The sequence below is a fragment of the Rhizobium sp. P2_G9 genome (genome assembly GCF_056403475.1).
Genome location: NZ_JBFUFK010000035.1, coordinates 56,625 through 80,037, shown reverse-complemented (window position 1 = coordinate 80,037; position 23,413 = coordinate 56,625). Strand labels below are relative to the sequence as shown.

At 58.9% G+C, this 23,413-nt stretch carries 20 protein-coding genes; 8 read left to right on the top strand and 12 right to left on the bottom strand.

The genetic code is table 11. The features are described from left to right. Nucleotides 1-8 precede the first annotated feature (8 nt). Nucleotides 9-725: a glycerophosphodiester phosphodiesterase family protein gene (locus tag AC1DYF_RS26240; RefSeq protein ID WP_477879946.1), complete on the bottom strand. Its 717-nt coding sequence runs from the start codon at nt 723-725 to the stop codon at nt 9-11. Continuing rightward, the gene (locus AC1DYF_RS26235) at nt 725-1,192 is read right to left on the bottom strand and encodes a RidA family protein (protein WP_477879945.1); all 468 of its coding nucleotides are present in this window, start codon (nt 1,190-1,192) and stop codon (nt 725-727) included. Before AC1DYF_RS26235 ends, AC1DYF_RS26240 begins: the two co-directional genes overlap by 1 nt. Nucleotides 1,193-1,304: 112 nt before the next feature. On the opposite strand from AC1DYF_RS26235, the gene AC1DYF_RS26230 reads away from it, so the two are divergent. Next, entirely contained in the window at nt 1,305-2,135 is an 831-nt protein-coding gene (locus AC1DYF_RS26230; RefSeq protein ID WP_477879978.1) for a cell envelope integrity EipB family protein, read from the top strand. A 240-nt stretch (nt 2,136-2,375) separates the two neighbouring features. Here AC1DYF_RS26230 and AC1DYF_RS26225 read toward each other — a convergent pair whose 3' ends face one another. Continuing rightward, the gene (locus AC1DYF_RS26225) at nt 2,376-3,209 is read right to left on the bottom strand and encodes a lysophospholipid acyltransferase family protein (RefSeq protein WP_477879943.1); all 834 of its coding nucleotides are present in this window, start codon (nt 3,207-3,209) and stop codon (nt 2,376-2,378) included. A gap of 99 nt (nt 3,210-3,308) precedes the next feature. Then, nucleotides 3,309-5,300, bottom strand: coding sequence for a threonine--tRNA ligase (gene thrS, locus AC1DYF_RS26220; RefSeq protein ID WP_477879941.1), 1,992 nt, complete (start codon nt 5,298-5,300; stop codon nt 3,309-3,311). A 329-nt stretch (nt 5,301-5,629) separates the two neighbouring features. Between thrS and AC1DYF_RS26215 the strand changes: the two genes are divergently transcribed. Both AC1DYF_RS26215 and AC1DYF_RS26210 read left to right on the top strand, forming a co-directional pair. Continuing rightward, complete coding sequence (locus AC1DYF_RS26215) at nt 5,630-7,249, top strand: RNA-directed DNA polymerase (RefSeq protein WP_477879939.1); 1,620 nt, start codon at nt 5,630-5,632, stop codon at nt 7,247-7,249. A 239-nt stretch (nt 7,250-7,488) separates the two neighbouring features. Further along, on the top strand, nt 7,489-8,499 hold the full coding sequence (locus AC1DYF_RS26210; RefSeq protein ID WP_477879937.1) for a GGDEF domain-containing protein: 1,011 nt from the start codon (nt 7,489-7,491) through the stop codon (nt 8,497-8,499). A gap of 41 nt (nt 8,500-8,540) precedes the next feature. Here AC1DYF_RS26210 and AC1DYF_RS26205 read toward each other — a convergent pair whose 3' ends face one another. Both AC1DYF_RS26205 and AC1DYF_RS26200 read right to left on the bottom strand, forming a co-directional pair. Next, entirely contained in the window at nt 8,541-12,050 is a 3,510-nt protein-coding gene (locus AC1DYF_RS26205) for an SEL1-like repeat protein (protein ID WP_477879935.1), read from the bottom strand. Nucleotides 12,051-12,186: 136 nt separating this feature from the next. After that, a complete protein-coding gene (locus tag AC1DYF_RS26200) occupies nt 12,187-14,760 on the bottom strand; it encodes a tetratricopeptide repeat protein (protein ID WP_477879933.1) in 2,574 nt (857 codons plus the stop codon). 427 nt (nt 14,761-15,187) lie between these two features. Between AC1DYF_RS26200 and AC1DYF_RS26195 the strand changes: the two genes are divergently transcribed. Then, nucleotides 15,188-16,090 (top strand): S1C family serine protease, encoded by a 903-nt coding sequence (locus tag AC1DYF_RS26195; RefSeq protein ID WP_477879931.1) that lies wholly within the window; start codon nt 15,188-15,190, stop codon nt 16,088-16,090. Here AC1DYF_RS26195 and AC1DYF_RS26190 read toward each other — a convergent pair. The 4 genes from AC1DYF_RS26190 to AC1DYF_RS26175 form a co-directional block, all read right to left on the bottom strand. Then, the gene (locus AC1DYF_RS26190; protein WP_477879929.1) at nt 16,068-16,682 is read right to left on the bottom strand and encodes a DsbA family protein; all 615 of its coding nucleotides are present in this window, start codon (nt 16,680-16,682) and stop codon (nt 16,068-16,070) included. The genes AC1DYF_RS26195 and AC1DYF_RS26190 overlap by 23 nt on opposite strands. 87 nt (nt 16,683-16,769) lie before the next feature. Beyond that, entirely contained in the window at nt 16,770-17,324 is a 555-nt protein-coding gene (locus tag AC1DYF_RS26185) for a DUF1697 domain-containing protein (protein ID WP_477879927.1), read from the bottom strand. Further along, on the bottom strand, nt 17,321-17,683 hold the full coding sequence (gene yidD / locus AC1DYF_RS26180; protein WP_477879925.1) for a membrane protein insertion efficiency factor YidD: 363 nt from the start codon (nt 17,681-17,683) through the stop codon (nt 17,321-17,323). Before yidD ends, AC1DYF_RS26185 begins: the two co-directional genes overlap by 4 nt. Nucleotides 17,684-17,982: 299 nt before the next feature. Beyond that, nucleotides 17,983-18,426 (bottom strand): iron-sulfur cluster assembly scaffold protein, encoded by a 444-nt coding sequence (locus tag AC1DYF_RS26175; protein ID WP_477879923.1) that lies wholly within the window; start codon nt 18,424-18,426, stop codon nt 17,983-17,985. Between the two features lie 313 nt (nt 18,427-18,739). On the opposite strand from AC1DYF_RS26175, the gene folE reads away from it, so the two are divergent. The 3 genes from folE to AC1DYF_RS26160 all read left to right on the top strand — a co-directional run bounded on the left by folE (nt 18,740) and on the right by AC1DYF_RS26160 (nt 20,960). Further along, a complete protein-coding gene (gene folE, locus AC1DYF_RS26170; protein ID WP_477879921.1) occupies nt 18,740-19,360 on the top strand; it encodes a GTP cyclohydrolase I FolE in 621 nt (206 codons plus the stop codon). A 2-nt stretch (nt 19,361-19,362) separates the two neighbouring features. After that, entirely contained in the window at nt 19,363-19,812 is a 450-nt protein-coding gene (hisI, locus tag AC1DYF_RS26165; protein WP_477879919.1) for a phosphoribosyl-AMP cyclohydrolase, read from the top strand. Nucleotides 19,813-19,976: 164 nt separating this feature from the next. Then, entirely contained in the window at nt 19,977-20,960 is a 984-nt protein-coding gene (locus tag AC1DYF_RS26160) for a patatin-like phospholipase family protein (RefSeq protein ID WP_477879917.1), read from the top strand. Between the two features lie 60 nt (nt 20,961-21,020). Here the strand turns inward: AC1DYF_RS26160 and AC1DYF_RS26155 are convergent, their stop codons facing one another. Next, complete coding sequence (locus AC1DYF_RS26155) at nt 21,021-21,449, bottom strand: CBS domain-containing protein (RefSeq protein WP_477879915.1); 429 nt, start codon at nt 21,447-21,449, stop codon at nt 21,021-21,023. Between the two features lie 195 nt (nt 21,450-21,644). Next, nucleotides 21,645-22,400, bottom strand: coding sequence for a rhomboid family intramembrane serine protease (locus AC1DYF_RS26150; protein WP_477879913.1), 756 nt, complete (start codon nt 22,398-22,400; stop codon nt 21,645-21,647). 310 nt (nt 22,401-22,710) lie between these two features. On the opposite strand from AC1DYF_RS26150, the gene AC1DYF_RS26145 reads away from it, so the two are divergent. Further along, entirely contained in the window at nt 22,711-23,313 is a 603-nt protein-coding gene (locus AC1DYF_RS26145) for a PAS domain-containing protein (protein WP_477879911.1), read from the top strand. The last annotated feature ends 100 nt before the right edge of the window (nt 23,314-23,413 follow it).

Below are 23,413 nucleotides of genomic sequence, written 5' to 3'. Positions count from 1 at the left end.
GCTTATCCTCATGCGGCCTTGGGATCGAAACCTTCGAAGGTGATCTGGTCGGCATTGTGGCGGGAATGCTCGGCCTGCTCGGGCGTCCGCACCGTCCAGCTGATGACTGGAATACCTCTTTCACGTTCCCCTGTGATGAAGGCGTTCGGCAGATCCGCGATATTGTAGGAAATGAAGTCGAGGCCATGGCCCATCGCCTTGCGATGTAGGGCGAATTCCTTCTCTGTCATACCTTCTGCGGTCAGACCGACGGCGAAAGGGCATTCCATCTCTTTCAATTCTTCGAGCAGCCACGTGTCGAAGCTCATCAGCGCCACGTCGCCTTTATAGCCCTCAAGCGTTTCCAGCACGGCGGAGACAAAGCCTTCGTCATCCCCCTTGCGGCCCTTGAGTTCGGCGACGATCGGCACCCTGCCCTTGACCAGCGACAGCAGCGACTTGAGCGACGGCACCTTGTCCTTGGTGCCGCCGACCGAGGTCAGGCTGAGTTCCGCCGAGGTCTTTGAGCGGATATCGACCCGCATGTTGCAAAGCCGCTGCATATCGTCGTCATGAAAAATGATCGGCGCTGCATCCGCCGCATATTGCAGGTCGCATTCGATCGCATAGCCTGCAGCAATCGCGCCCTCGGCGGACGACAGCGTATTTTCCCAGACAGCATGATTGCCGTCATGCAGACCGCGGTGCGCGATCGGCTGGCGGGTCAGGAAGGCGAGATCGGGCATTACCTGACTTCCATGACGACGTCGATTTCCACCGACGCGTTGAGCGGCAGTGCCGCCATGCCGACGGCGACGCGCGAATGCTTGCCGGCATCGCCCAGCACTTCGACCAGGAAGTTGGAGGCGCCATTGGCGACCAGATGCTGTTCATAGAAATCCGGCGTCGAGGAGACCATGCAGGTGATGCGCACGATGCGGGCAATGCGCGACAGGTCGCCGCCGAGCGCCGCGCTCGCCTGGGCAAAGATGTTGATGGCGCAGAGTTCCGCCGCGCGCTGGCCCTCGGACGTGGTGACGCCGGCGCCCAGCTGGCCCGTCACTGCCAGCTTACCGTTCTCGATCGGCAACTGGCCGGAAATGTAGAGCAGGTTGCCCGTCTGAACATAGGGCACATAATTGGCCGCCGGTGCCGCGGCGACGGGCAGCGTAATGCCCAGCTTTTCCAGACGTGCGTCGATATCCGCCTTCATTTCCTCACCTTTGCGTAATTTTGTCTTTTAGGAATCCCGCGGATCAGCTAATCCGCATAGAATGCGCTTTACTTAATCGCATTCAGGTGCGGTGCAACAGGAGAATTTAATGATTTTTCGCCGACGCGTTCTCGCCTGCCTGCTCGGCTCGAGCCTCGGGGCGGCGGCCCTGCCGGCGCATGCGCAGAACCTCAGCGGACTGGTGCCGCACCGCGCGGTCTATAATCTCGAACTCGCCGACGCGTCGGAACGCTCGGGTATTACAGCCATGTATGGCCGCATGGTCTATGAGTTCACCGGTTCGCCCTGCGAGGGCTATCGCGTCAACTTCCGCTTCGTCACCCAGGTCGATTCGGGCGGCGAAAAGAAGCTCACGGACCAGCAGAGCACGACCTTCGAGGATTTCAAGAACGGTCGCTTCGAATTCGATTCCAAGACCTTCAACAACGACCAGCTCGCCAAGGAAGTCGCGGGCATGGCCGAGAAGAGCAAGGACAAGATCGATGTCGATCTGACGACGCCGATCGAAAAGAAGCTGAGCCTGACCACGGCGCGGTTTCCGACCCAGCACACGCTCGATGTCATCAGCCGCGCCGAGAAAGGCGAGCATTTCTTCGAGGCGCGCGTCTTCGACGGCTCGGACAATGGCGACAAGACGCTGATTACGTCGACAGTGATGGGCTCGCCCGTCGACGTTACCCCCGATGATCCGGATGCCGCCAATGCCGGCAAGCTGAAGACGGAGAAGACATGGCCGGTGACAATCGCCTATTTCGACGACACGCCCACCAGTGATGGCACGCCGAGCTATCGCATGTCGTTCAAGCTCTATGCGAACGGTGTCTCACGCGATCTGCTCATGGACTACGGCGACTTTTCCCTCAAGGGCACGCTGGTGAAGCTCGACTTTCTGCCCGAGGACAGCGCTTGTAAGAGCAATTGAGTTAGGCCTGCGCAGCAAGAGCGGCTTGCTTCCTCTTCTCCCCAGCGGGGAGAAGGTGGCCGGCAGGGCCGAATGAGGGGGCCGCCCCATCCGCGAGGCCCCTTCATCTGTCCTTCGGACATCTTCTCCCCGCTGGGGAGAAGATGGAATGCGCCGCCGGCGCCGCGGCCAAACGCAGCGTTTCGCTTCTACGTGATTGTCTTCGGGAAAAGCCGCCCAAAATCATTGCGGGATTTGCTGTCACGCCGTCGCCGGCTTGGCATCCTTGGGGTCGAGCGCGAAGACGCAGTCGTAGAGATATTGCAGCACCGCCTTGCGGTCGGTGATCGCGGCGATCTCGTTCCACGGCACGATGGCGCCGATATTGGAATAGATCGTCTCGCCGGACAGCCGGCAGAATTCGCGGATCAGGAACGACAGCCGCAGCGTCAGCGACAAACGGCTGGCGAGATGGAAGAGCCAGCTGTTCTGGCCTTCGAAATAGATCGGGATGACGCTGGCCTTGGCCGACTGGATGAGTTTTGCGGGAAACATCTTCCAGGGCAGGTCCTCGGCCTGGCCAAAACCTTTGGGCGCGGTGGCGACGCCGCCGGCCGGGAAGACGACGATGGTGACGCCTTCCTTGAGCAGCTTCAATGCCTCGTTGCGGGTGGCGATGTTGGTCGCCAGCGCCTCTCGCGTTTCATCGAAGGAGATCGGCAGCGAATAGGGCCGCATTTCCGGTACTTTGAGCAGCTGATCGTTGATCAGAACCTTGAAGGGACGGCCGAGCTGTTCGGCCAGCGCCAAAACGGCGATGCCGTCGGCAATGCCGTAGGGGTGGTTGGCAACCATGACGATCGGCGTATCCGGCAGGTCCTTGGGCGGCCAGTTGCCCTTGACCGACAGCCCGATGTCGATGAGTTCGAGCATGCGGCTGAAGACATGATCGGTCTTGCCAACAACCTCCGTCCGCCAGGTCTTGTAGATCTTGACATAGCGGTGGCGGCCCGAGAGATTTTCCACCGTGTGGATGACCAGCCGCTTGAATAGCGGATCTGCATCACTCGCGTAGGACAGTTCCTTGAATTGCACGGCCGATTCACCCGGTTGGATCTATGACAAGCCAATAAGAATGTTGTGTAACAGGCTGACGACAGCCGCATGTCAAATGCGGCTGTCCCCCGTTTTGTTTCATGCAATGCTTCTGCGCCTGATATCGGGAGGTGTCGCCTCTCCGACAAGGGCGTCAATCGCTTCGTCCAAGGCCATCGGCATCTGCTGCTGCGAGCCCAGCCGGCGGATATTGACGGTGTTTTCCTCCGCCTCACGCTTGCCGCAGACGATGATCACCGGCACCTTGGTCACGGAATGCTCGCGAACCTTATAGTTGATCTTCTCGTTGCGGAAGTCGGTCTCCACCGAAAGACCCGCGGCACGCAATCGATCCGCGACTTTTTGCCCATAGGCGTCGGCATCCGAGGTGATCGTTGCCACCACGACCTGCAGCGGCGCGAACCAGAGCGGCATATGGCCGGCATAGTTCTCTATCAGGATGCCGAGGAAGCGCTCCATCGAGCCGCAGACGGCGCGGTGGATCATCACCGGCTGGGTTTTTTCCGAATTGTGATCGATGTAGAAGGCGCCGAACCGCTCCGGCAGGTTGAAGTCGACCTGCGTCGTGCCGCACTGCCATTCGCGGCCGATGGCGTCCTTGAGCGTATATTCGAACTTCGGGCCATAGAAAGCACCCTCGCCCGGCAGAATGCCGGTCTTGATGAAGTTCGACTGTTTTTGGATCGTGTCGAGCACGCCCATCATCACGCTTTCGGCGCGATCCCAGAGCGCATCTTCACCGACGCGCTTGTCCGGCCGGGTAGAGAGCTTGATGGTGATCTCCTCGAAGCCAAAATCCTTGTAGACCGAGAGGATCAGATCGTTGATCTTCAGGCATTCGGCGGCCATCTGCTCGTCGGTGCAGAAGATATGCGCGTCGTCCTGGGTAAAGCCGCGCACGCGCATCAACCCGTGCAGGGCGCCGGACGGCTCATAGCGATGCACGTTGCCAAATTCCGCAAGTCTTATCGGCAGTTCGCGGTAAGACTTCAGACCATGCTTGAAGATCTGGATATGGCCGGGGCAGTTCATCGGCTTGAGCGCAAAGACGCGATCGTCGTTGGTGTCATCGCCGGCGACCGTGACCTTGAACATATTGTCGCGATACCAGCCCCAGTGCCCGGACGTTTCCCAGAGCGACTTGTCAAGCACTTGCGGCGCATTGACTTCCTGGTAGTCGAGCGCGAGGCGCCGGCGCATATAGGCGACCAGCGTCTGGAACATCCGCCAGCCCTTGCCGTGCCAGAAGACCACGCCCGGGCCTTCTTCCTGGAAATGGAACAGGTCCATTTCGCGGCCCAGCTTGCGGTGGTCGCGGCGCTCGGCCTCGGCGAGCTTGTTGAGATAGTCGTCGAGCTCGGACTGTTCGGCCCAGGCGGTGCCATAGATGCGCGTCAGCATCGGCTTGGTGGAATCGCCGCGCCAATAAGCGCCGGCCACCTTCATCAGCTTGAAGGCGGTGCCGATCTGCCCGGTCGACGTCATGTGCGGACCGCGGCAGAGGTCGAACCAGTCGCCCTGCGAATAGATTTTCAGGTCCTGGCCTTCCGGAATGGCATCGACCAGCTCGACCTTGTAGCCCTCGCCCTTGTCGGCGAACACATCCTTGGCCTTCTGCCGCGACCAGACCTCCTTGGTGAAGGGCTTGTTGCGGGCGATGACCTCCTTCATCTTCTTCTCGATGACCGGCAGGTCTTCGGGCGTGAACGGCCAGTCCTCGCGTGTATCGGGATGGATGCGCTTGAAATCGTAATAAAAACCGTTCTCGATCACCGGGCCGATGGTCACCTGCGTGCCGGGCCAAAGCTCCTGCACCGCCTCGGCCATCACATGCGCCGCATCATGGCGGATGAGTTCGAGCGCCTTGGGATCGCTGCGGGTGACGATCTCGATGCTGCCGTCCGACACCGGATCGGCAAGGTCCATCAGATTGCCGTCGATCGCAATCGCTACGGCCTTCTTGGCCAGCGATTTGGAAATCGATTCAGCCACATCCTTGCCGGTCGCGCCAGCCGGAAAGCTGCGCACGGAACCATCGGGAAATGTGAGGGAAATTTCGGGGGAAGACATTTTTTGCAAATTCTCCTTATCCAGTCCCGCCAACCAATGCGGGTGGTTCTTAGACAAAGGCCGGGATTCGCCGACGCTTGCGCGGCGGGATATAGAGGGATTTGGGGGGAATGGGAAGGCTCTACATTATCAACTTCACTTACTGCGTACGCGCGACGCATTAAATCGATTGAACTGAGCCTTATCCCGAGAGCGTCGACGCTAACGCTTTCTTAAAGAGCAACTCTATGCAATTTTAGCGAATGAATATTGGGTACACCAAATAGCACTTGCAGACAGACCTTCCCTCTGCAACTTTGTGCATTGAAATGTTGAGAATCGGGCTACATATGAAAAAACGACTATCTTTACTTGCTCGAGGCCTCTTTCCCGAAACATTGCCGCCCTGTTTTACGTCTATCGACGCCGCTCGTGCTTTTCACGGGATTGTTAGCGACTTGGACCAGGCAAAATTCAGAAAACGACCTACGCACTACGTACGTTACAACGGAACGAAACATGATCGGAACCGGAGGTTCTTTGCAACTCCAAATATTGTCTCCTATTTTCACGTCTCAACTTTCATCCATCGTTACTGGAAAGATTTCAACGCAAGATATCAGGCTTCGCCTTACTCGTTGAGCGCGCCCACTGTTTTGGATGAGAGCGCTGATCGAGCTATCAAGGTTGCCTCGTTGTCGGAATTGTCCGCGAAATCCTCAAAACAACTCGCATACGCGCCGGTAGTGTTAAAAACCGACATCTCTCAGTTCTACGCGAGTATCTATACCCACTCAATTGCTTGGTCGAGGCACGGCCGCGAAGCGTCGAAGGCGGATATGAGTGAGCGCTCGAAAGAGGTTTATTTCAACGAGTTAGATTTCCATGTTCGAAACTGCCAAATGGCCCAAACTCGTGGACTTTTGATTGGCCCCGACGCGTTTCGGCTGATAGCAGAATTTATCTCATGTGGGATAGATTCAGAGCTAAAAGCAGCCGCCGGAAAAGCTGTCATTGGCGCGGTTCGTCACGTGGATGACTACTATATCGGTTTGCGCTCTGAGGCCGAAGGCCTTGTGGTACTCTCGCAACTCCGAGAAATATTGGCTGGCTATGAACTGCAGTTAAATGATGCCAAAACAAGAATTTATCCCAGTTTGCAACCTATCAACGACGTTTGGGCACAGAAAATTCGCGACGCTATTCATCTGGCTAGCGAAAGTTCGCGAAGGCGTGAGCGGCTCGAGCTTCTCTTGGATGAAGCGTTTCAACTTTCCGCGAATATAAGTTCGGATAGTCCGGTCAAGATGGTCCTGCGTGGACTTGACGGTATGCGGATCTACGCTTCGAACAACTGGGAATTCGTTGAGAGCTATCTTCAACGCTGCATGCACTATCATCCTCATGCAATTGATTACGTTTGCCTTCTCGTAGTGAAGAGATTTTCGCTTGGTGAGCCAATAGATAAGAATGGCTGGCAAGCAGTGTCTGAGTATCTGATGAGTCAACACCTTCCATATCGCGATCATCATGAGCTTGTATGGCTATTTTGGATGTCAGTTGCTTGCGACTTGGAAATTAAAGATGAAATGGTGGATCGTCTTCTTCGTGTCGAAAACGCCCATATGTCTTCACTGATAGTTCAGGCATTCGTTGAAGGAAAGATTGGGAAACGCCCTGCTGTTCGCTTTCAAAACCGACTTGCAACAACCGATAGCAATTGGCTTCTAAATATCGTGGCAAGATCTTCCGGGTTCACGCGTGCGAGCTTCGGAGGAGATATGTCCACGGAATTCGAGCATCTCGCCTCTCGGAAAGTTCGTCTCGTCAATATTGGYGATTCAACAAAATCATTTGAGTCTAAAACAGCCGCTGCAATAAGCCGAACTCGATATGGCTATGATGATGATGACGAAGATTTTGATGATGACGAAGATGCATTCGGAGACTGGGGAGATCTTGGCCTCTAAACCCATTACGCCGAGCAAAAGCGAGCGCTCGACGCCACCTGCAAGCCCCCATTTCCGAAAAATTTACGGCCCCCGCAAATTTTCCCGGCTTATATTTCATATCAGTTATATTCTAGTAACCTATCGGTGTGCAAATAGGGAGCTACGGAATCATCGAGTTCTGCCGCCACGCCTGAACTAAATCCGTAGGTCCGCCGTCCGGGGTGAAGATGACTGCGAATAACCATGTAGGACATCAGGTGATCGCCTTAATGGACCGCCTCGGCGTGGCGCCGCTTATTCGCAATTATCATCTTTTTTATACTTGCATCGCCAATTCCGACCAGCAGCTGCGGCGGGCTGTGCGCAATCTCGGCCGCAACCCGACGCAGAACGAAATCGACCAGGTGATCGAGGAATTCTGTCCGGATGCGGCCGATTCACCATCCATGCGGCGGCATCACAATGCCGTGCTCAGGACGCTCGAAGATATCAGCACCCGGCTGCGCTCCGAACAGACGGAGATGAAGACCTTCAATGGCGCGATGGCGCGCGTCACGCAGGCGTTGGCCCATTCGGTCGAGGAAGACAATGTCTCTGTCGAAGTGCTCAAACGCGTGGCGGCGACGGTGGTCGAAGTCGGCATGCACCGCGTCTCCTCCGGCGCCCGCGCCCTGACGCGGATGAGCGAGGGCGGCTCGGAGATCAGCGCGTTGCGCGACGAACTGATTAAGGCCAAGGCCATGGCCAATACCGACCCGCTGACCAATCTCGCCAACCGTCGCAGCTTCGACGAACGCCTCACCGCCGCTTTCGATGCCGGAGCGGATTTCGGGCTGATCCTGCTCGACATCGATCACTTCAAGCGGGTCAACGATACGTTCGGTCACGTCACCGGGGATTTCGTGCTGAAAATGGTGGCCGATACGATGCGGCAATCGCTCCGGGCCGGCACTTTCGTGGCGCGCACCGGCGGCGAGGAATTCGCCGTGGTCCTCGAACGCGCCTCGGAAAAGGACGCCAAGATCGTCGGCGAACGCGTACGCATCGCCATCGAAAAGGCCGCCGTCATTCGCGATGGCGAGCGGCTGGCGGTGACCGTGTCGCTCGGCGTGGCGCTGGCGAAGGATGTGGATGGGGCGCACAGGCTCTTCGAGGCCGCCGACGCCGCGCTCTACCGCTCCAAGCATGCCGGCCGCAACCGGCTGACCTTCCATGTCGTCAACGACGATCAGACGGACTCCGATCGGTACAAGATCTATAAACGGTGACGGGCGCCTCGCATTTGCGGGAATGCAGGTTCCATACCTCGCTAGTGAGCATTCGCGGCAGTCTTGTCATCATAGAACTTGCGCAGCGCCGCCTGCATCGGCCGGTCGGTCTCGCCGTTGATCTCATTCGAATAAAGGCCGAGATGGCGCAGCGTCTTTTTCAACGACACCCTGGTGAAAGGTGAAAAACTCTTGATGTCGTCGATGATCTCCTCATGCCCCTGCTTCAGCGCAGTGAGAATGTTTTCGGCCGATTTGTCGGACTCGTAGAGGCTGTCATAGAGATAGGCCAGGCGCGTGGCGCCATCGTCGAAACCGGCGTCGACGGCGGCCAGGTACCATTTCAGCGCCGCTGCCTTGTCGGCCTTGGTGCCGCGGCCATCGTCATACATCCGCCCGAGCGAGAACATGCCATTCTGGGAATTGAGCTCGGCCGCCTTCTTGTAATATTCGAAGGCTTTCTGGGGATTGGCCGCGACGCCCTCGCCAAATTCATAGAGCCAGCCGGCGTTGAAAGAGCCTCTTGCCGAGCCCGCATCGGCGGCCTTGAGGTACCAATCCATAGCGATCTGGTGATCCTCCGGCACTGCGGTGCCGTTGTCATAATAGAAGCCAATGGCGTTCATTGCATCGGCCTTGCCGGCCTCCGCCGCTTTCCAGAACCAGGCGAAAGCCCAGTGCACATCCTTGGGCACGCCGCTGCCAGACTCGTAGACTTCGGCCAGCCGGTATTCGGCGTCGGTGTCGTTCTTGTCGGCGGCGCGCTTCAGCCAATCCATGGCCTTCGGATAGTCGGGCTTTGCGCCTGAATCGCCGAGATAGAGGCAACCGATCCAGTACATCGCGTCGGTAGAACCTTTATCGACACTGCGCCGGTACCATTTCAGCGCTTCGGGAAAATTTTGCGGGACGCCGTGGCCGAACTCGTACATTGCACCGACATCGTTGATCGCGTTGACGTCGCCACGGTCGGCCGCCATGCGGTAATAGGTTAGCGCCTTGCTGTAATTGAGCTGCGCCGGATCGGTGCCGTAATAGATGTCGCCGATATTGACCATGGCACCGACCGAGCCGGCATTCGCGCCTTTCAGATACCATTCAGCCGCCTTCTTGAGGTCGGGCTTCACCGCATCGCCGTTCTGATAGTATTGGCCCAGGCCGTTGAATGCGAGCGGCGTGTTGAGGTTTGCGCTTTTCTGAAGCCATTGCAGCGCCTTGGCATAGTCGACGGGCACGCCGTCACCGTTGTAGTACATCTTCGAAATCGCATACATCGCATAGCCGTCGTTCCGGTCGGCGGCACGATGGTACCATTGCAGCGCCGTGCCATAGTCCTTGGGCACGCCGTGACCATTCTGATACATCGCGCCGAGGAAGGTCATCCCGTCGACGTCTCCTCGGTCGGCAGCCTTGCGGTAATATGTAAGCGCCTTGCCATAGTCGAGCTGATCGGGATCGTCGCCGTCATAGATGTTGCCGAGGTGGACCATCGCCTTGACGGAGCCGGCATCTGCCGCCTTCAGGAACCATTGCGCCGCCTTCTTCAGGTCCGGCTTCACCGCATCGCCGTACAGATAGTAGAGGCCCATGCCATTGACCCCGTTCGGCGTATTGAGGTCTGCACTTTTCTGCAGCCATTGCAGTGCCTTGGTATAGTCGACGGGCACGCCGTGGCCTTCATAGTACAAATTGGCGATCGCATACATCGCCTCGCCATTGTTCTGGTCGGCGGCACGCCGGTACCATTGCATCGCCGTGCCGTAGTCTTTGGGCACACCTTGGCCGAATTCATACATCATGCCGACGTCGGTAATGCCCTCGGCGTCGCCGAGATCGGCAGCCTTCCGGTAATATTTGATCGCCTTGCCGTAATCGACTTGATCGGGGTCGCCGCTGTAATAGATGCCGCCGAGACGAATCATCGCCCTGACCAAACAGGCATCGGCAGCCTTGAGAAACCATCGCTCCGCCGCCTTCCTGTCCGGCTTTACCATCTCGCCGTACTCGTAGCGGAGGCCTAGGGCAAAAAACGCGATCGCTGTATTGCGATCGGCACTTTTCCGCAGCCACTGTATCGACTTTGCGGAATCGACCGGAACGCCGAGACCTTGACGATACATGTCGGAAATCTCGTACATCGCCTCGCCATTGTTCTTGTCGGCGGCGCGTTGGTACCATTGCAAAGCCTCGGCATAGTTTTTGGCCCCAGCGTGACCCGAGCGGTCGTCGTTGCCGAGATAGAGCATGGCCGTACTGTTGCCGCGATCTGCCGCCTCACGCAACCAATGCATCGCGATCTCGGGATTGTGCCTGATCTGACTGCCTTCTTCGTAAAGTCGCCCGATACCGAAATAAGCGTTGGACCAGCCGAGCTTGGCCGCATCTTCATACCACTCGACAGCCTTCGTCTCGTCCAGCGGAACGCCGTAGCCCATCTGGTAGAGCATGCCGATCGTTGTCATCGCAATGCGATCGCCGAAGGAAGCGCCCTGCCGCAACCATTGCATGGCCATGGCATAGTCCTTCGACTTTTCGAGATAATACTCTGCCATCCAGCGGTAGGCCCAGATTTCGTGCAGATCGACCGCTTCCTGGAAATACGCCCGGGCCTGTTCGAAGTCCTTCGGCACCGGAGCGACGCCGTAGAGGTAACGCCCACCTAGGTCGATCATTGCGTCGGTGTTGCCGAGTTGCTCTGCCTCGTGGAGCAGCGCCAGCCCTTCGGCCGTCCTGGTTTTGTCAGGGCCATCCAGGTAGATATCGGCCAGTCGAACCATAGCCGTGACATAACCCCGGCGCATGGAGGCAAGGTAGATGCGCTCCGCTCGGGCGGTGTCCTTCGACACGCCGCCCTTGCCGGTGCCATAAGCATCGCCGACGCTCAGGATTGCGGCTTCACGGCCCGCCGCAGCCGATTTGCGGATCCATTGAAGCCCGGCTTTTTCGTCAACGGGTCGCCCCATGCCGCGGATATCGAACAACGCAATGTATTCGGCGGCAACCGGATCGCCGCGCCGATCCGCAAGCACATAGTAGGATCTGGCAAGGGCGAAATCCTGCGGCACGCCCCAGCCATGCAGATACATGCGTCCGAGATAGTTGCCCGCGCTCGCATTTTTGGCATCGTAGGCTCTATGATACCATTTCAACGCTTCGGCGAAGTCCCGCGGGCGGCCCAGCCCCCAGGCATAGACGTCTCCGATCTGGAGCATGGCGGGCGGATATTTGTCCTTCGTCGCCAGTTGATCGAGACCCGGCACCGACGTGGAAAAATCGCCGATGTAGAACAGGGTCTTGTAATGGAGATAGCGCGCCTCGACGGATGTCGGGTTTTGCTTGAAATATTCCCCGCAGACAGCTGATGCATTGCGCCAATACGTGGTCGAGTTCTGAGCGGCGTCATCGCCGGCATCATGTCTGCAAATATCGGCCGGTGAAGACGCCGCCGCGGCGGCAGATGCGATCGCAACGAAAAGGGTCATCGCCAAGCCAAGGCAATAGCCACGCATGTTCCTGTAAATCCTCGTATAACGCATTGATCCAGCCGCCATTCCCTGCTCCGACATCAAGTGATAGCGGCTGGAATTTTCAACTTCAAGTGACGTTACGTGATTCAACCTGGTGCACGACAATCGGGCTGTAGAGATCCAGTATCGCGCTTGATTTGACTGCCGCGCGGCGCAGCCTTCAATGCGCCTTTGCCGTATCGTTGTCATCGTAGAACTTGCGCAAAGCCGCCAGCATCGGCCGGTCGGTCCTGCCGTTGATCTTATTTGAATAGAGGCCAAGACGGCTGAGCGCCCGCTTCAACGACACCTTGGTGAAAGGCGAAAAATGCTTCATGTCGTCGATGATCTCCTTGTGGCCCTGCTTCAGCGCCTCGAGAATGTTTTCGGCCGATTTGTCGGACTCGTAGAGACTGTCATAGAGATAGGCCAAACGCGTCGCAGCGTCGTCGAAACCGGCGTCAGCAGCCGCCAAGTACCACTTCAGCGCCAGGGCCTTGTCGGGCTTGGTGCCGTTACCGTCGTCATACATCCGTGCCAGCGCGAATTTGGCGTGCATGGAATCGCGCTCGGCCGCCTTCTTGTAATATTCGAAGGCCTTCTCGGCATCGGGCTCGACCCCTTCACCGTATTCGTAGAGCCAGCCGGCGTTGAAATAACCCGTCGCCGATCCCGCATCGCCGGCCTTGAGATACCAATCCATGGCAATCTGGTGATCCTGGGGCACGGCCGTGCCATTGTCATAGTAAAAGCCCAACGCATTCATCGCATCGGCTTGCCCTTTGTCCGCTGCCATCCAGTACCAGGCAAAGGCCTCATGATAGTCCTTCGCCACGCCCTGCCCGGCATCGTACATTTCGGCGACCTTGTAGCGCGCATCGTTGTCGCCATGGAGCGCGGCTTTCTTGAGCCAATCCATAGCCTTGGCATAGTCGATCGGCGCCCCGGTATTGCCCTGGTAGAGATTGCCGAGCCAATACATGGCCTCCGCCGAACTCTTGCCGGAATTTTTCGCGGCGGCCGCCTCGTACCACTTGATCGCTTCGCCAAAATTTTGCGGCACTGCCTTGCCGCTTTCGTACATGCCGGCGAGAGACTCCATTCCCTCAACATTGCCGAGTATGGCGCTTCGCCTGAACAGCCAAAGCGCCCGGTGCTCGTCCGGCGCGATTGTGTCCGAACCGAGATAGAGATCGCCCAGCCGGTACATCGCCTCGGCATCGCCCATATCCACCGCCTTCTCATACCAATCGGCAGCGGTGCGCAGGTTGGATGTGACGCCGTAACCATTCTCGTAGCTCAGGCCCGCCAGGAAGAAGGCACCGGCATAACCGGTCTCGGCGCTTCGTAGCATCCACGCAGTCGACTTCTCGGGGTCGACCGGAACGCCATGACCGTCGGCATACATGTCGCTGATCCGATACATGGCAGCGCCGTCATTGAGGTCGGCGGCCTGATGGTACCAATAGAGTGCCTGGCCATAGTTCTGCGGCTCACCTTTGCCGTCGCGATAGGCATTGCCGACAAACAGCATTGCCCCACGATCGCCATGCTCGGCCCCTTCGGTCATCCAATGGACGGCCAATTCCTCATTCTGTTTGATCTGCCGGCCCCGATGATAGAGCATTCCGATCCGGTAATAAGCCGCCGGCGCACCCAGACGAGCCGACTTCTCATACCACTCCATAGCCTTAGCCTCGTCTTTCGGACCGACCTCACCAAGCTCATACAGCAAACCGATATCCGCCATCGCGTCGCGATTGCCGAAAGCAGCGCCTTTTTGCAGCCAGCGCATTGCCTCCTCAGGATCCCAGTTCCCTCGGTTGAGGAAATAATTCCCCATGCTGCGGTAAGCCTCGGTGTCCCCGAGGTCGATGGCCTGCAGGAACAGTTCCCGGGCATGGTTCTGATCGGTTTTGACACCGGTGCCCGAGAGATAGCGCCCCCCGAGATCCTCCATGGCATTGGCGTCTCCAAGCGCCTCAGCCCTCTCCAGCAACTCGATCGCCTCCGCAGTTTTGGTCTTGTCCTTGCCGCTCAGATAAAGATTGGCCAGAGCGACCATGCCTTCCGTGCTGCCGCGATCCACCGAAGCACGAAAAATGTGCTCAGCGCGGGCACGATCCGCCTTTACGCCCAGGCCCCGCGAATAAAAGACGCCGACGAACAATACCGCCTGTTCATAGCCGGATGCAGCCGATTTGCGCAGCCATTTGAGCGCGGCCGCGTTGTCGACCGCAACCCCGAGACCACTCTCGTACACGGCTGCGAGACCCAAAGCGCCTAATGGTTCGCCACGTTGGCTGGCGAACTCGAGATAGAATCGTGCCGTCGCAAAGTTCTGTTCCACGCCCCAGCCTTGGATATACATCTCAGACAGCAGGACCGCAGCAAGCGGATCGCCGGCATCCAGCGCCTTGTGGAAGGACTTGAGCGCGATCGCATAGTTCTGCGGGACACCATAGCTTCGCAGATTGGCGAAGCCGATCCAGAGCATCGACCTCGTATGCCCATTCTTGTCTGCGAGCGCCTGGAATCCTTTGAGCGCCTCGGCAAATTGAAGCGTTTCGAACAAACTCTTGCTGTAGAAATAACGACTGTCGACCGATGCAGGGTCCGCCTTCGACGCCCGCTCGCAGATCGGCAGCGTCTCGCGCCAGTATGCGAGGTTGGTCGCCGAAATGAGGTCGTTGGCACGGCGTCTGCACGTATCGGCATCGGACGCACTCGCCTCGGCCTGCGTCGCCACCAACATCAAGATACCGAAAAGGCTAAGCAAAAGCCGCACGAACCCTGCGTCATCTGCCCGTCGAAAACAGCTGAAAATATGCACCGCATCTACCCAGAAAATCCCTCTCGCTCATTGATAACGGGAGATATTTTCAACCGCAAGTACAGGCTCCATGAACTCGCCGAACATGCATGAAAAAACTTGCTTTTCCGCTAGAATTGCAACGCCGATTTCCAGCGCTCGCGGATCGAGCAACCCGACGATTTGCCTGCAAGTGTGGCGAACCGTATGCGGTCGTCTGCGGACGGCATTTCGCACCTGCGAGATTTCACCTATTCGAACCTTGCACCTTCCCTCGCGTTTTCTTACTTTTAGGATAGTAGCCCGCGCGGTATCCTCCCAAGACCGTGCCCAAACCCTGAAACGCGTCCCACTGACCGGGGGTAAGAAGATGAACACAGAAAAAATCGTCCAATCCGTCGTGGCACTTCGCGCCAATGTCCCCGACGACGCTTTTACCGCCAACACGCTCGGCACGCTGCGCGAAGGCTCCGGCGTCGTCATTCGCGACAATCTGGTGCTGACCATCGGCTATCTGATCACCGAGGCCGACGAAGTCTGGCTCACGCGTTATGACGGCACCGTGGTGCCCGGCCACGCGCTGGCCTATGACCAGGAGACCGGCTTCGGCCTGGTGCAGGCGCTCGCGCCGCTCAATCTGCCGGCGCTGGAGCTCGGCAGTTCGACGCTTGCCGATGTCGGCGATCCGATCATCATCGTCGACGGCATCAAGCGCGGCGTCCAGGGCGCCATCGTCGCCAAGCAGGAATTCGCCGGCTATTGGGAATATCTGCTCGACGAGGCGATCTTCACCGCACCGGCGCATCCTTCCTGGGGCGGCGCCGCGCTGGTCGACCAAGGTGGCCGGCTGATCGGCATCGGCTCGCTCCGGCTACAGATGAGCCAGGGCAGCGAAGTGGCCGACATCAACATGTCGGTGCCGATCGATCTCTTGCCGCCGATCCTCGACGATCTCCTGAAGCGCGGCCAGGTCAACAAGCCGCCGCGGCCGTGGCTTGGCGCATTTTCGGCCGAGACCAATGGCGAAGTGGTGGTGATGAGCGTCATCGACGGCAGCCCGGCGGCGCAAGCCGGCCTGCGCCAAGGCGACGTGATCGCCGAGATCCGCGACGGCGATGTCGAGGGACTCGCCGATTTCTATAGAAAAATCTGGAAGAGCGGCCCGGCCGGCGCCGAAATTCCGATGCGGGTGCTGCGCAACGGCCGCGATGCCTGGCTGCGGGTGAAATCCGTCGACCGTTTCAGCGTGCTCAAGAAGCCGCAGCTGCAGTAGCGGCAGTCCGGGCGGCGTGCCAATCGAGCGCGTCGTCCAGCCGGTCATGGCCCCAGAACAGCTCGCCGTCGACGATGAAGGACGGCGAGCCGAAAATGCCAAAACTCTTCGCCTCCTCGGTTGCCGCCTTGAGATCGGCGATGCCGGCCTCGGAATTGGCAAGCGCCAGCATCCGTGCCGAATCCTGCCCGGCTTTGACGATGCTGGCCGACAGGTTCGGCTCGCTGCCAGCCGGCTCGCCGCCGATGAACCAGCGGCGGTAGCTCTCGATCGCATAAGGCGCGCACCAGCCCTCGTTTGCAGCGACCAGGGCGACGCGATTGGCCTGTTCCAGTTCCGTCAGCGGATAGGGCGCCGGCAGACTGATCTCAAAGCCCAGTTTCTCCGCACGCCTCTCGATGTCGCGCCACATATAGGCGGCCTTGATCGGCTTCTTGGCGAAGGGAATGTTGTCCATCTCGATCATGATCGAACGGACATTGAACGGCCGCCACCGAAATTCGACCGCGCTGCTGCCTGCCATGGCCTCAAGCTGCCGGACCGCAAGATAGGTGTAGGTACTGCCGATCGAGAACCAGAAATCTATCGCCATTATCCCCGCCCCGCCAACTGATACCGCAATAGAAAACACAAGACATTTCTTGTCCATAGCGTCCAGCCGAAAGCGGCAGCGTGTGGCTCAGGAAGCACGTCCATCGTCCAGCATTTCGCCAAGCCGGCGGATCGTGTTCCAGTTCCGCGCCGTGCCGATGCCGCCCATGCGCTGCGGCGTGATCTGGCCGAGGAGTTTTGACTGGCTTGGCTGACCGGCGAAGGCGATCCAGAGGTCTCCATCAACGACGCGCAATTCTTCGCCCATTGTCTGGTAGGGGGCAAGACGCTCGGCAAGATCGGCAGAGACCGGATCGCGCATGACGCGGACGACGACCTGGTCAGGACGGGCAGCACTTTGGTCCGGGAATGGATTGGCCGCCACAAGCTGTCGCCAACGCTCGGCGGTGCGGATGATGATGTCGATATGCTTGCCGTGAAACGCGGCGAAGGCACGTTCGAAGGCGCCCTCCAGTGCGGCAATGGGCATGTCGGCGGCATCGAAGAGCAGATTGCCGGTGGAGACCAGGGTTTTCGCATTTTGGTGACCGAGTTGTTCGGCGATGCCGCGCAGGTCGGACATGGCGACGCGGTGGGTCTTGTCGATGACGACGCTATAGAGCAGCGCGATATGGGTGGTCATTTCTGCGCAACCGGTTTGCGCCGCCAATAGGACCAGGGCCGATACCAGTGCATGCGGGATTCGAGTGTCTCCGGCACCGGATCGAGGCCCCAGGTGCCGCCGGGGCCGCAGCGGGCGACCCGGAACAGCGTCATCCAGCCGCCGGCCCAAAGGCCGTGGCGGGCGATCGCCTCGTAGCCGAATTCGGAACAGGTGGGCACGTGGCGACAGGAATTGCCGATCAGGCTGGAGAGCGTGAGCTGGTAAAGGCGGATGAAGCCCATGCCGAGGAGGCGCAGCGGCGTTTTTGGGAAGGGGCCGGACCAGTTTCGGGTTTTGTAGGCCGGCCGATCATGCCGACAATCAGGGGCATTGCACATCAATACCCCCCTCTGCCCTCCTGAGCTTTTGTCGAAGGGCGGGCATCTCCCCCTCAAGGGGGGAGATTGGATGGGGCACTCGCGCTGCCCACCTCGCCGCCGCAGCGGTACATGGCATTCGGATATTGTTTGAAGCGGGGAGCGAGCCTCTGGTCGATCTCCCCCCTTGAGGGGGAGATGCCCGGCAGGGCAGAGGGGGGTGCCACAGAACGCGACACGCATTGATAGGAACGCAACCTAACGCCATCTGACCTACCCTGCCCCTGCAATAAAATCCCCGACGGTAGGCCTGCCCACCCTCACCCCGCTTCCGCCAGCCGCTTCGCCTCAACCTGGTCGACACAGTCGACCACGGCGTCGAAGGTCAGCATGGTCGAGGCGTGGCGGGCCTTGTAATCCCTCACCGGCAGCAGGTAGCGCATGTCGGAAAAACGGCCTGTCGGGCCGTCACCGCCGTCCTTGAGCATGGCCAGCATGTCGGCCTTCGCTTGCCTCAGTTCAGCGGCGGTGGCGCCGGTGACGTGGCGGGCCATGATCGAAGAGGATGCCTGGCCAAGCGCGCAAGCCTTGACCTCATGGGAAAAACCAGCAACGCGGTCGCCATCCATCTTGAGCCAGACCTTGACCTTGGAGCCGCAGAGTTTTGAATGCGCCTGGGCGAAGGCATCGGCGTCGTCGAGCGCCCCGGTCAGCGGAATATTGCCGGCAAATTCCAGGATTTTCGCGTTATAAATTTCGTCCATCGACCGTCACCGCAATTTCACCGCGCCATCCGAATATGGCAGTATTTTCCAACAATTGCGCGAAAAAGACAACGTCACCCCTTTGCCACCCGGTCGCGCTTCCTATATTGTATGTCGCGATGGAGCGACAGAATTGCAAGAGAATATGTTGCCTGTTGTCTGGGAAACCGTGCGGAGGAACTCGTCACTGAGACGATGAGAGCCGATGCCCCGGAGCCCGCCAACGGAACCCATGCCTGCAGGGACAGGTGAATGGCCAGCGGCGAGTAGTCCGATTTGATTACCGTGACCCTTATGGGATCGAAAGGCCGCTATGGATGCCATTGTAAAGAAATTCCGCGAGGAAGAACTGTCCCACGCGCCGAGCAAGAAGGAAGCGGAAGAAGCCGTCCGCACCCTGCTTCGCTATATAGGCGAAAATCCCGACCGCGAAGGTCTGCGCGACACCCCTGCCCGCGTCGTCAAGTCCTACCGGGAAATGTTCGGCGGCTATGACGAGTCCGTCGAAGAGGTTCTGGGCCGCACTTTCGAGGAAGTGCACGGCTATGACGATATCGTCATGGTCCGCGATATTCCGTTCTTCTCGCATTGCGAACACCATATGGTGCCGATCATCGGCAAGGCGCATGTCGCCTATCTGCCTGATGGCAAGGTGCTCGGTCTGTCGAAGATCGCCCGCACCGTCGACATCTTTGCCCGTCGCCTGCAGACGCAGGAATCGATGACGTCGCAGATCGCGCATGCGATCGACGAGACTCTGCAGCCGCGCGGCGTCGCTGTGCTGCTGGAAGCCGAGCACATGTGCATGGCGATGCGCGGCATCAAGAAGACCGGTTCGTCGACGATCACCACGACGTTTACCGGCAATTTCAAGACCGATCCGCGCGAACAGGCGCGCTTCATGTCGATCCTGCGCGGCTTCGCGCCGGCCTGACAATGACGACCGCATTCCAGTCCCCTTCGACCGACAAGGCCGTGCTTGAAGAAGGCGCGGCTTTTTCGCCGCGCTTCGATGCCGATGGGCTGATCACCGCCGTCGTCACCGATGCCAGAGATGGTGTCATCCTGATGGTGGCGCATATGAATGCCGAGACTTTGTCGCTGACGCTCGAAACCGGTATCGCCCATTACTGGAGCCGTTCGCGTGCCAAAATCTGGAAGAAGGGCGAGACATCAGGCAATCTGCAGAGCGTCGTCGAAATGATGACCGACTGCGACCAGGACGTCCTGCTGTTGAAGGTCAAGGTCGCCGGCCATGACGCAACCTGCCATACCGGCCGCCGCTCCTGCTTCTATCGCAGCGTGGTCAATCAGGACGGCGAAATCTCGCTAAAAATAGTCGACAGTGATCGACATTTCGATCCTGAGATCCTATATAAAAGTTAAAGCGCCATAAAGTTGTAGCAATTTTGCGCAACCGTGGAGATGCGAGATCAAGCATCTGCACGATATTTATACAGCGGCAAGATTTGTTTGACTTTCGTTAACGGCTTTGCGCAACTATTGTATCACTGGCCAGTTGTTCAGCCAGTGTAGGATGCGTGATTACGATGAATTGGACTTTTCACCGCCAAATCGAGCAACCCGTCCCTCTGGAAAACGGTGTCTCAAACATTGCCGGCGTCCCCGGAACCCCGGAACCCCTTCCCCAACCAAAGCCGCCCAAACCGAAGATCGCGCTCGCCCTTGGCGGCGGTGCCGCGCGCGGCTGGGCGCATATCGGTGTGCTGCGGGCGCTCGACGAGGCCGGTATCGAGGTCGGCATGATCGCCGGCACGTCGATCGGCGCTCTGGTCGGCGGCTGCTACCTGGCGGGGAAACTCGATGAGCTCGAAAGCTTCGCCCGATCGCTGACCATGCGCCGGATGGCGGCGCTGCTCGATTTCACCATTGGCGGCGGCGGCCTGTTCGCCGGCATGCGGTTGACCAAGCGCATGCAGGAGCATCTCGAAGGTATTTCGATAGAGAGCCTCGGCAGGCCTTTCGTTGCCGTCGCAGCCGAACTGAGGACCGGGCACGAAGTCTGGATCGAATCCGGCTCGCTGATCACCGCACTGCGTGCATCCTACGCGCTCCCCGGCATTTTCGAGCCGGTCCGCTGCAGCAACCGCATGCTGGTCGATGGCGCACTGGTCAATCCGGTTCCGGTTTCCGTCTGCCGCGCCTATGAACAGCCGCTGGTGGTCGCGGTCAACCTTCACTACGACCTCTATGGCCGCTCGGCGGTGATCAAGGTCTCAGCCGACGATACAGTACCTGAAAAGCCGCATTACTCCCGCGATCCCGGCAGCAGCACGGCCGGCAGCCTCTGGGTGACGAGTGTGATGGTCGAGGCGTTCAACATCATCCAGGACCGGATTTCGCGGGCGAGGCTGGCCGGCGATCCGCCGGATCTGGCGCTGCAGCCGCGGCTTTCCGACGTTGGCATGTCCGAATTCCACCGCGCCGCCGAACTGATCGAACGCGGCTATGAAGAAGCCAAGATGATGATCCGGGAAATCAAGCGGATGCAGGAAGCGATCCGACATTTTTAGAGCTATGATGCTATCGAGATGATCAGCGGGCCGCCGCGCCTCCACACGGCGGCCAGACAATTAGCCGGCTATATAAGCCTTGATCTCTTCCGCCTCCCGCTCGATGGCGCGGATATGCGCCTTGACCACGTCGCCGATCGACACGATGCCGGCCAGCTGACCATTGTTTTCCACCGGGACATGGCGGGCGCGCTTGCTGCTCATCAGCGACATCAGCTCACTGATCGTGGTCTCTTCCTTGACGCGATAGACGTTCGGCCACATGATCGAGGAGACCGGCTTTTCCAGGCAGTCGGCGCCGAAGCGGGCGATGCCGGAGACGATGTCCCGCTCGGCCAGGATGCCGGCGATATGATCGACGCGATCGAGCACGATCAGAGCGCCGACGCGATTGTCATGCAGCATCTTGGCGGCGTCCCGGACGGTGGCCTGAGGCCCGACCGTCAGAACATTGCGGCCTTTTTCATCGAGTATTGCCTTCACACTCATGCATTCTCCTCCTTGCATGGGAATAATGCCGGTGGTTTGCGCGGGGCCGATAACCACCGTCGAACGAAAGGCATGGTGCTCCTGAAAGGCGGCAAAAGCAAGAAATTCTGCGGCAGAACGTCGCGTGAGGGTTAATTTGCGGACGAGGCGATCGCTCTCTTCCGGACGAAACCGACCTCGGCAGAACGCTTCTGTTCAGCCGGGAAAGTGAGGCGTCCGATCGAAGAAGGTGAAGGTCAAATAGCCGAACAGAAAGCCACCGACATGCGCCTGCCAGGCGACATTGTAGTCAGCCCCGGACGGCATTCCGGCGCCGAAGACGACGGCAGCGTTGGAGATCGCCCAGGCCAGGATGAACATGACGATGGAGCGATGCGTCAGCGCCTCGAAAATCCCAAGCCGCGGGGCAAAATGAGCATAGCGCATCGCCGGCGTTCCAGAAAACTGCAAAGAGAACCGGCAGGCTGCCCCGACCGTGGCCGAGACGACACCGGAGGCGCCGATCAGCAGGCTTTCCTGAAAACCGGTGGCGAAAGCCTGGAAGAAGGCGCTTGCCGCAGCGGAGGTGACCCAAAGGATGAGGAAGCGCAGGCTGCCGATCCGGACGACCAGCGGCGTGGCAAATGCAATCAGCCAGACGCAATTGAAAATCAGGTGCAGCCAGCCACCATGCAGCAGCGAATAGCCAACCGGGCCAATCAGCCAACCGAGGCCTTGGCCGGACAGGGGATGGAGATAGCGCTCTGGCAGGAAAGCCATCAGGAACAGCAGGTTTTCATCCTGCTGTTCCGTCAGCATATAAGTACGAATGACATGGATGACGGCCATCAGGACGACGAAGGCCATGAGCATGCCGGGGATGTTGAAGATCGGCTCGCGCCGCCTGCCCTCGACCGGCTGCTCCGCCTCGGCGGCAGTGGCTGCCGGACGATTATCTGCGTCTTCGCTCAAGGCGTCTGATCCAACTTCAATTCGAAGCGGTGTTCATAGCAGCTAAAAAAATGCCGTCCAGCAAAGTTTGCGGACGGCACACGATCGACGAATGGAGGTCTGACCGGTTAAAATTTGTGCTGAAGGACAACCCTTCCTCAGACTGTATTTCTCATGCCATTTCGGCGGGATAATGGCAAATCAAACAAAAAATTAACCTTAACATGACGTCAGCGGTCCGGTACCGTTTCTGTGGCATGGTTTTCGCTCATTCCACCTTTATCGATGCAAACTGATGGAATTTGGAGCGTAAACCGCTTCATCTTGAAAAATGCAGCACAGAACGACACACACGGTTTTTGCCTACTTTAACCGTATCCGCGGCGAAAGAACCGCGCCTTTACGCACGGAAATCGACCCGGCGGAGCTGAAAACCGTTCTCCCGGATGTTTTCATTCTCGAAACGAACCGTCAGCGCGAGCCGCAGTTCCGTCTCGCGGGGACACGTGTCTGTGCCATACTGGGCCGCGAGCTGCGCGGAGAAAATTTTGTCGATCTCTGGCATACGCCCAATCGTCACAAGGTTCGCCTAGGCGTCGAGGCCGTGCTGGCCAATCAGGCGCCGCTTCTCATCAAGGCCTGGAGCATCGCCGACGAGGAAATGGACGGATCACTCGAAATGCTGCTGATGCCGCTCTTCTCCCGTCCCGGCATCTGCGACAGGGTCATCGGTTCGCTGGTCGATCTCGGGAAGCCTCCTCTGCTTGGCGAGCGCAACCGCATCCTGGTCGCCGGCGCGTTTCGCTTCCTCACGCAGGAAGAGCCGCAGCAGCCGGAAGCGCACGAGGCCTTCGCCGTCGTGACGTCGCAGATCTCAGCCTCGCGTAGCGGATTGACGCATCTCAGGGTACTGCAGGGCGGCCGCAAGGATTAAGGACTGTCTCCCGAGCTGGTTTCCGCGCAAGAGATAGGCTCCCGTTCCGCCTGGCCTCTGGCCGTCGTTGACTTACCCTTTATCGACAGGTTAGCGTGTA

Bases quoted from the DNA above. Each gene is read 5' to 3' on its own strand.
- AC1DYF_RS26175 (WP_477879923.1), bottom strand. From the start codon at position 18,426: ATGGACGAAATTTATAACGCGAAAATCCTGGAATTTGCCGGCAATATT.
- thrS (WP_477879941.1), bottom strand. From the start codon at position 5,300: ATGTCTTCCCCCGAAATTTCCCTCACATTTCCCGATGGTTCCGTGCGC.
- AC1DYF_RS26155 (WP_477879915.1), bottom strand. From the start codon at position 21,449: ATGAGTGTGAAGGCAATACTCGATGAAAAAGGCCGCAATGTTCTGACG.
- yidD (WP_477879925.1), bottom strand. From the start codon at position 17,683: ATGTGCAATGCCCCTGATTGTCGGCATGATCGGCCGGCCTACAAAACC.
- AC1DYF_RS26240 (WP_477879946.1), bottom strand. From the start codon at position 725: ATGCCCGATCTCGCCTTCCTGACCCGCCAGCCGATCGCGCACCGCGGT.
- AC1DYF_RS26145 (WP_477879911.1), top strand. From the start codon at position 22,711: ATGCAGCACAGAACGACACACACGGTTTTTGCCTACTTTAACCGTATC.
- folE (WP_477879921.1), top strand. From the start codon at position 18,740: ATGGATGCCATTGTAAAGAAATTCCGCGAGGAAGAACTGTCCCACGCG.
- AC1DYF_RS26200 (WP_477879933.1), bottom strand. From the start codon at position 14,760: ATGTTGGTGGCGACGCAGGCCGAGGCGAGTGCGTCCGATGCCGATACG.
- AC1DYF_RS26205 (WP_477879935.1), bottom strand. From the start codon at position 12,050: ATGGCGGCTGGATCAATGCGTTATACGAGGATTTACAGGAACATGCGT.
- AC1DYF_RS26235 (WP_477879945.1), bottom strand. From the start codon at position 1,192: ATGAAGGCGGATATCGACGCACGTCTGGAAAAGCTGGGCATTACGCTG.
- hisI (WP_477879919.1), top strand. From the start codon at position 19,363: ATGACGACCGCATTCCAGTCCCCTTCGACCGACAAGGCCGTGCTTGAA.
- AC1DYF_RS26195 (WP_477879931.1), top strand. From the start codon at position 15,188: ATGAACACAGAAAAAATCGTCCAATCCGTCGTGGCACTTCGCGCCAAT.
- AC1DYF_RS26190 (WP_477879929.1), bottom strand. From the start codon at position 16,682: ATGGCGATAGATTTCTGGTTCTCGATCGGCAGTACCTACACCTATCTT.
- AC1DYF_RS26160 (WP_477879917.1), top strand. From the start codon at position 19,977: ATGAATTGGACTTTTCACCGCCAAATCGAGCAACCCGTCCCTCTGGAA.
- AC1DYF_RS26185 (WP_477879927.1), bottom strand. From the start codon at position 17,324: ATGACCACCCATATCGCGCTGCTCTATAGCGTCGTCATCGACAAGACC.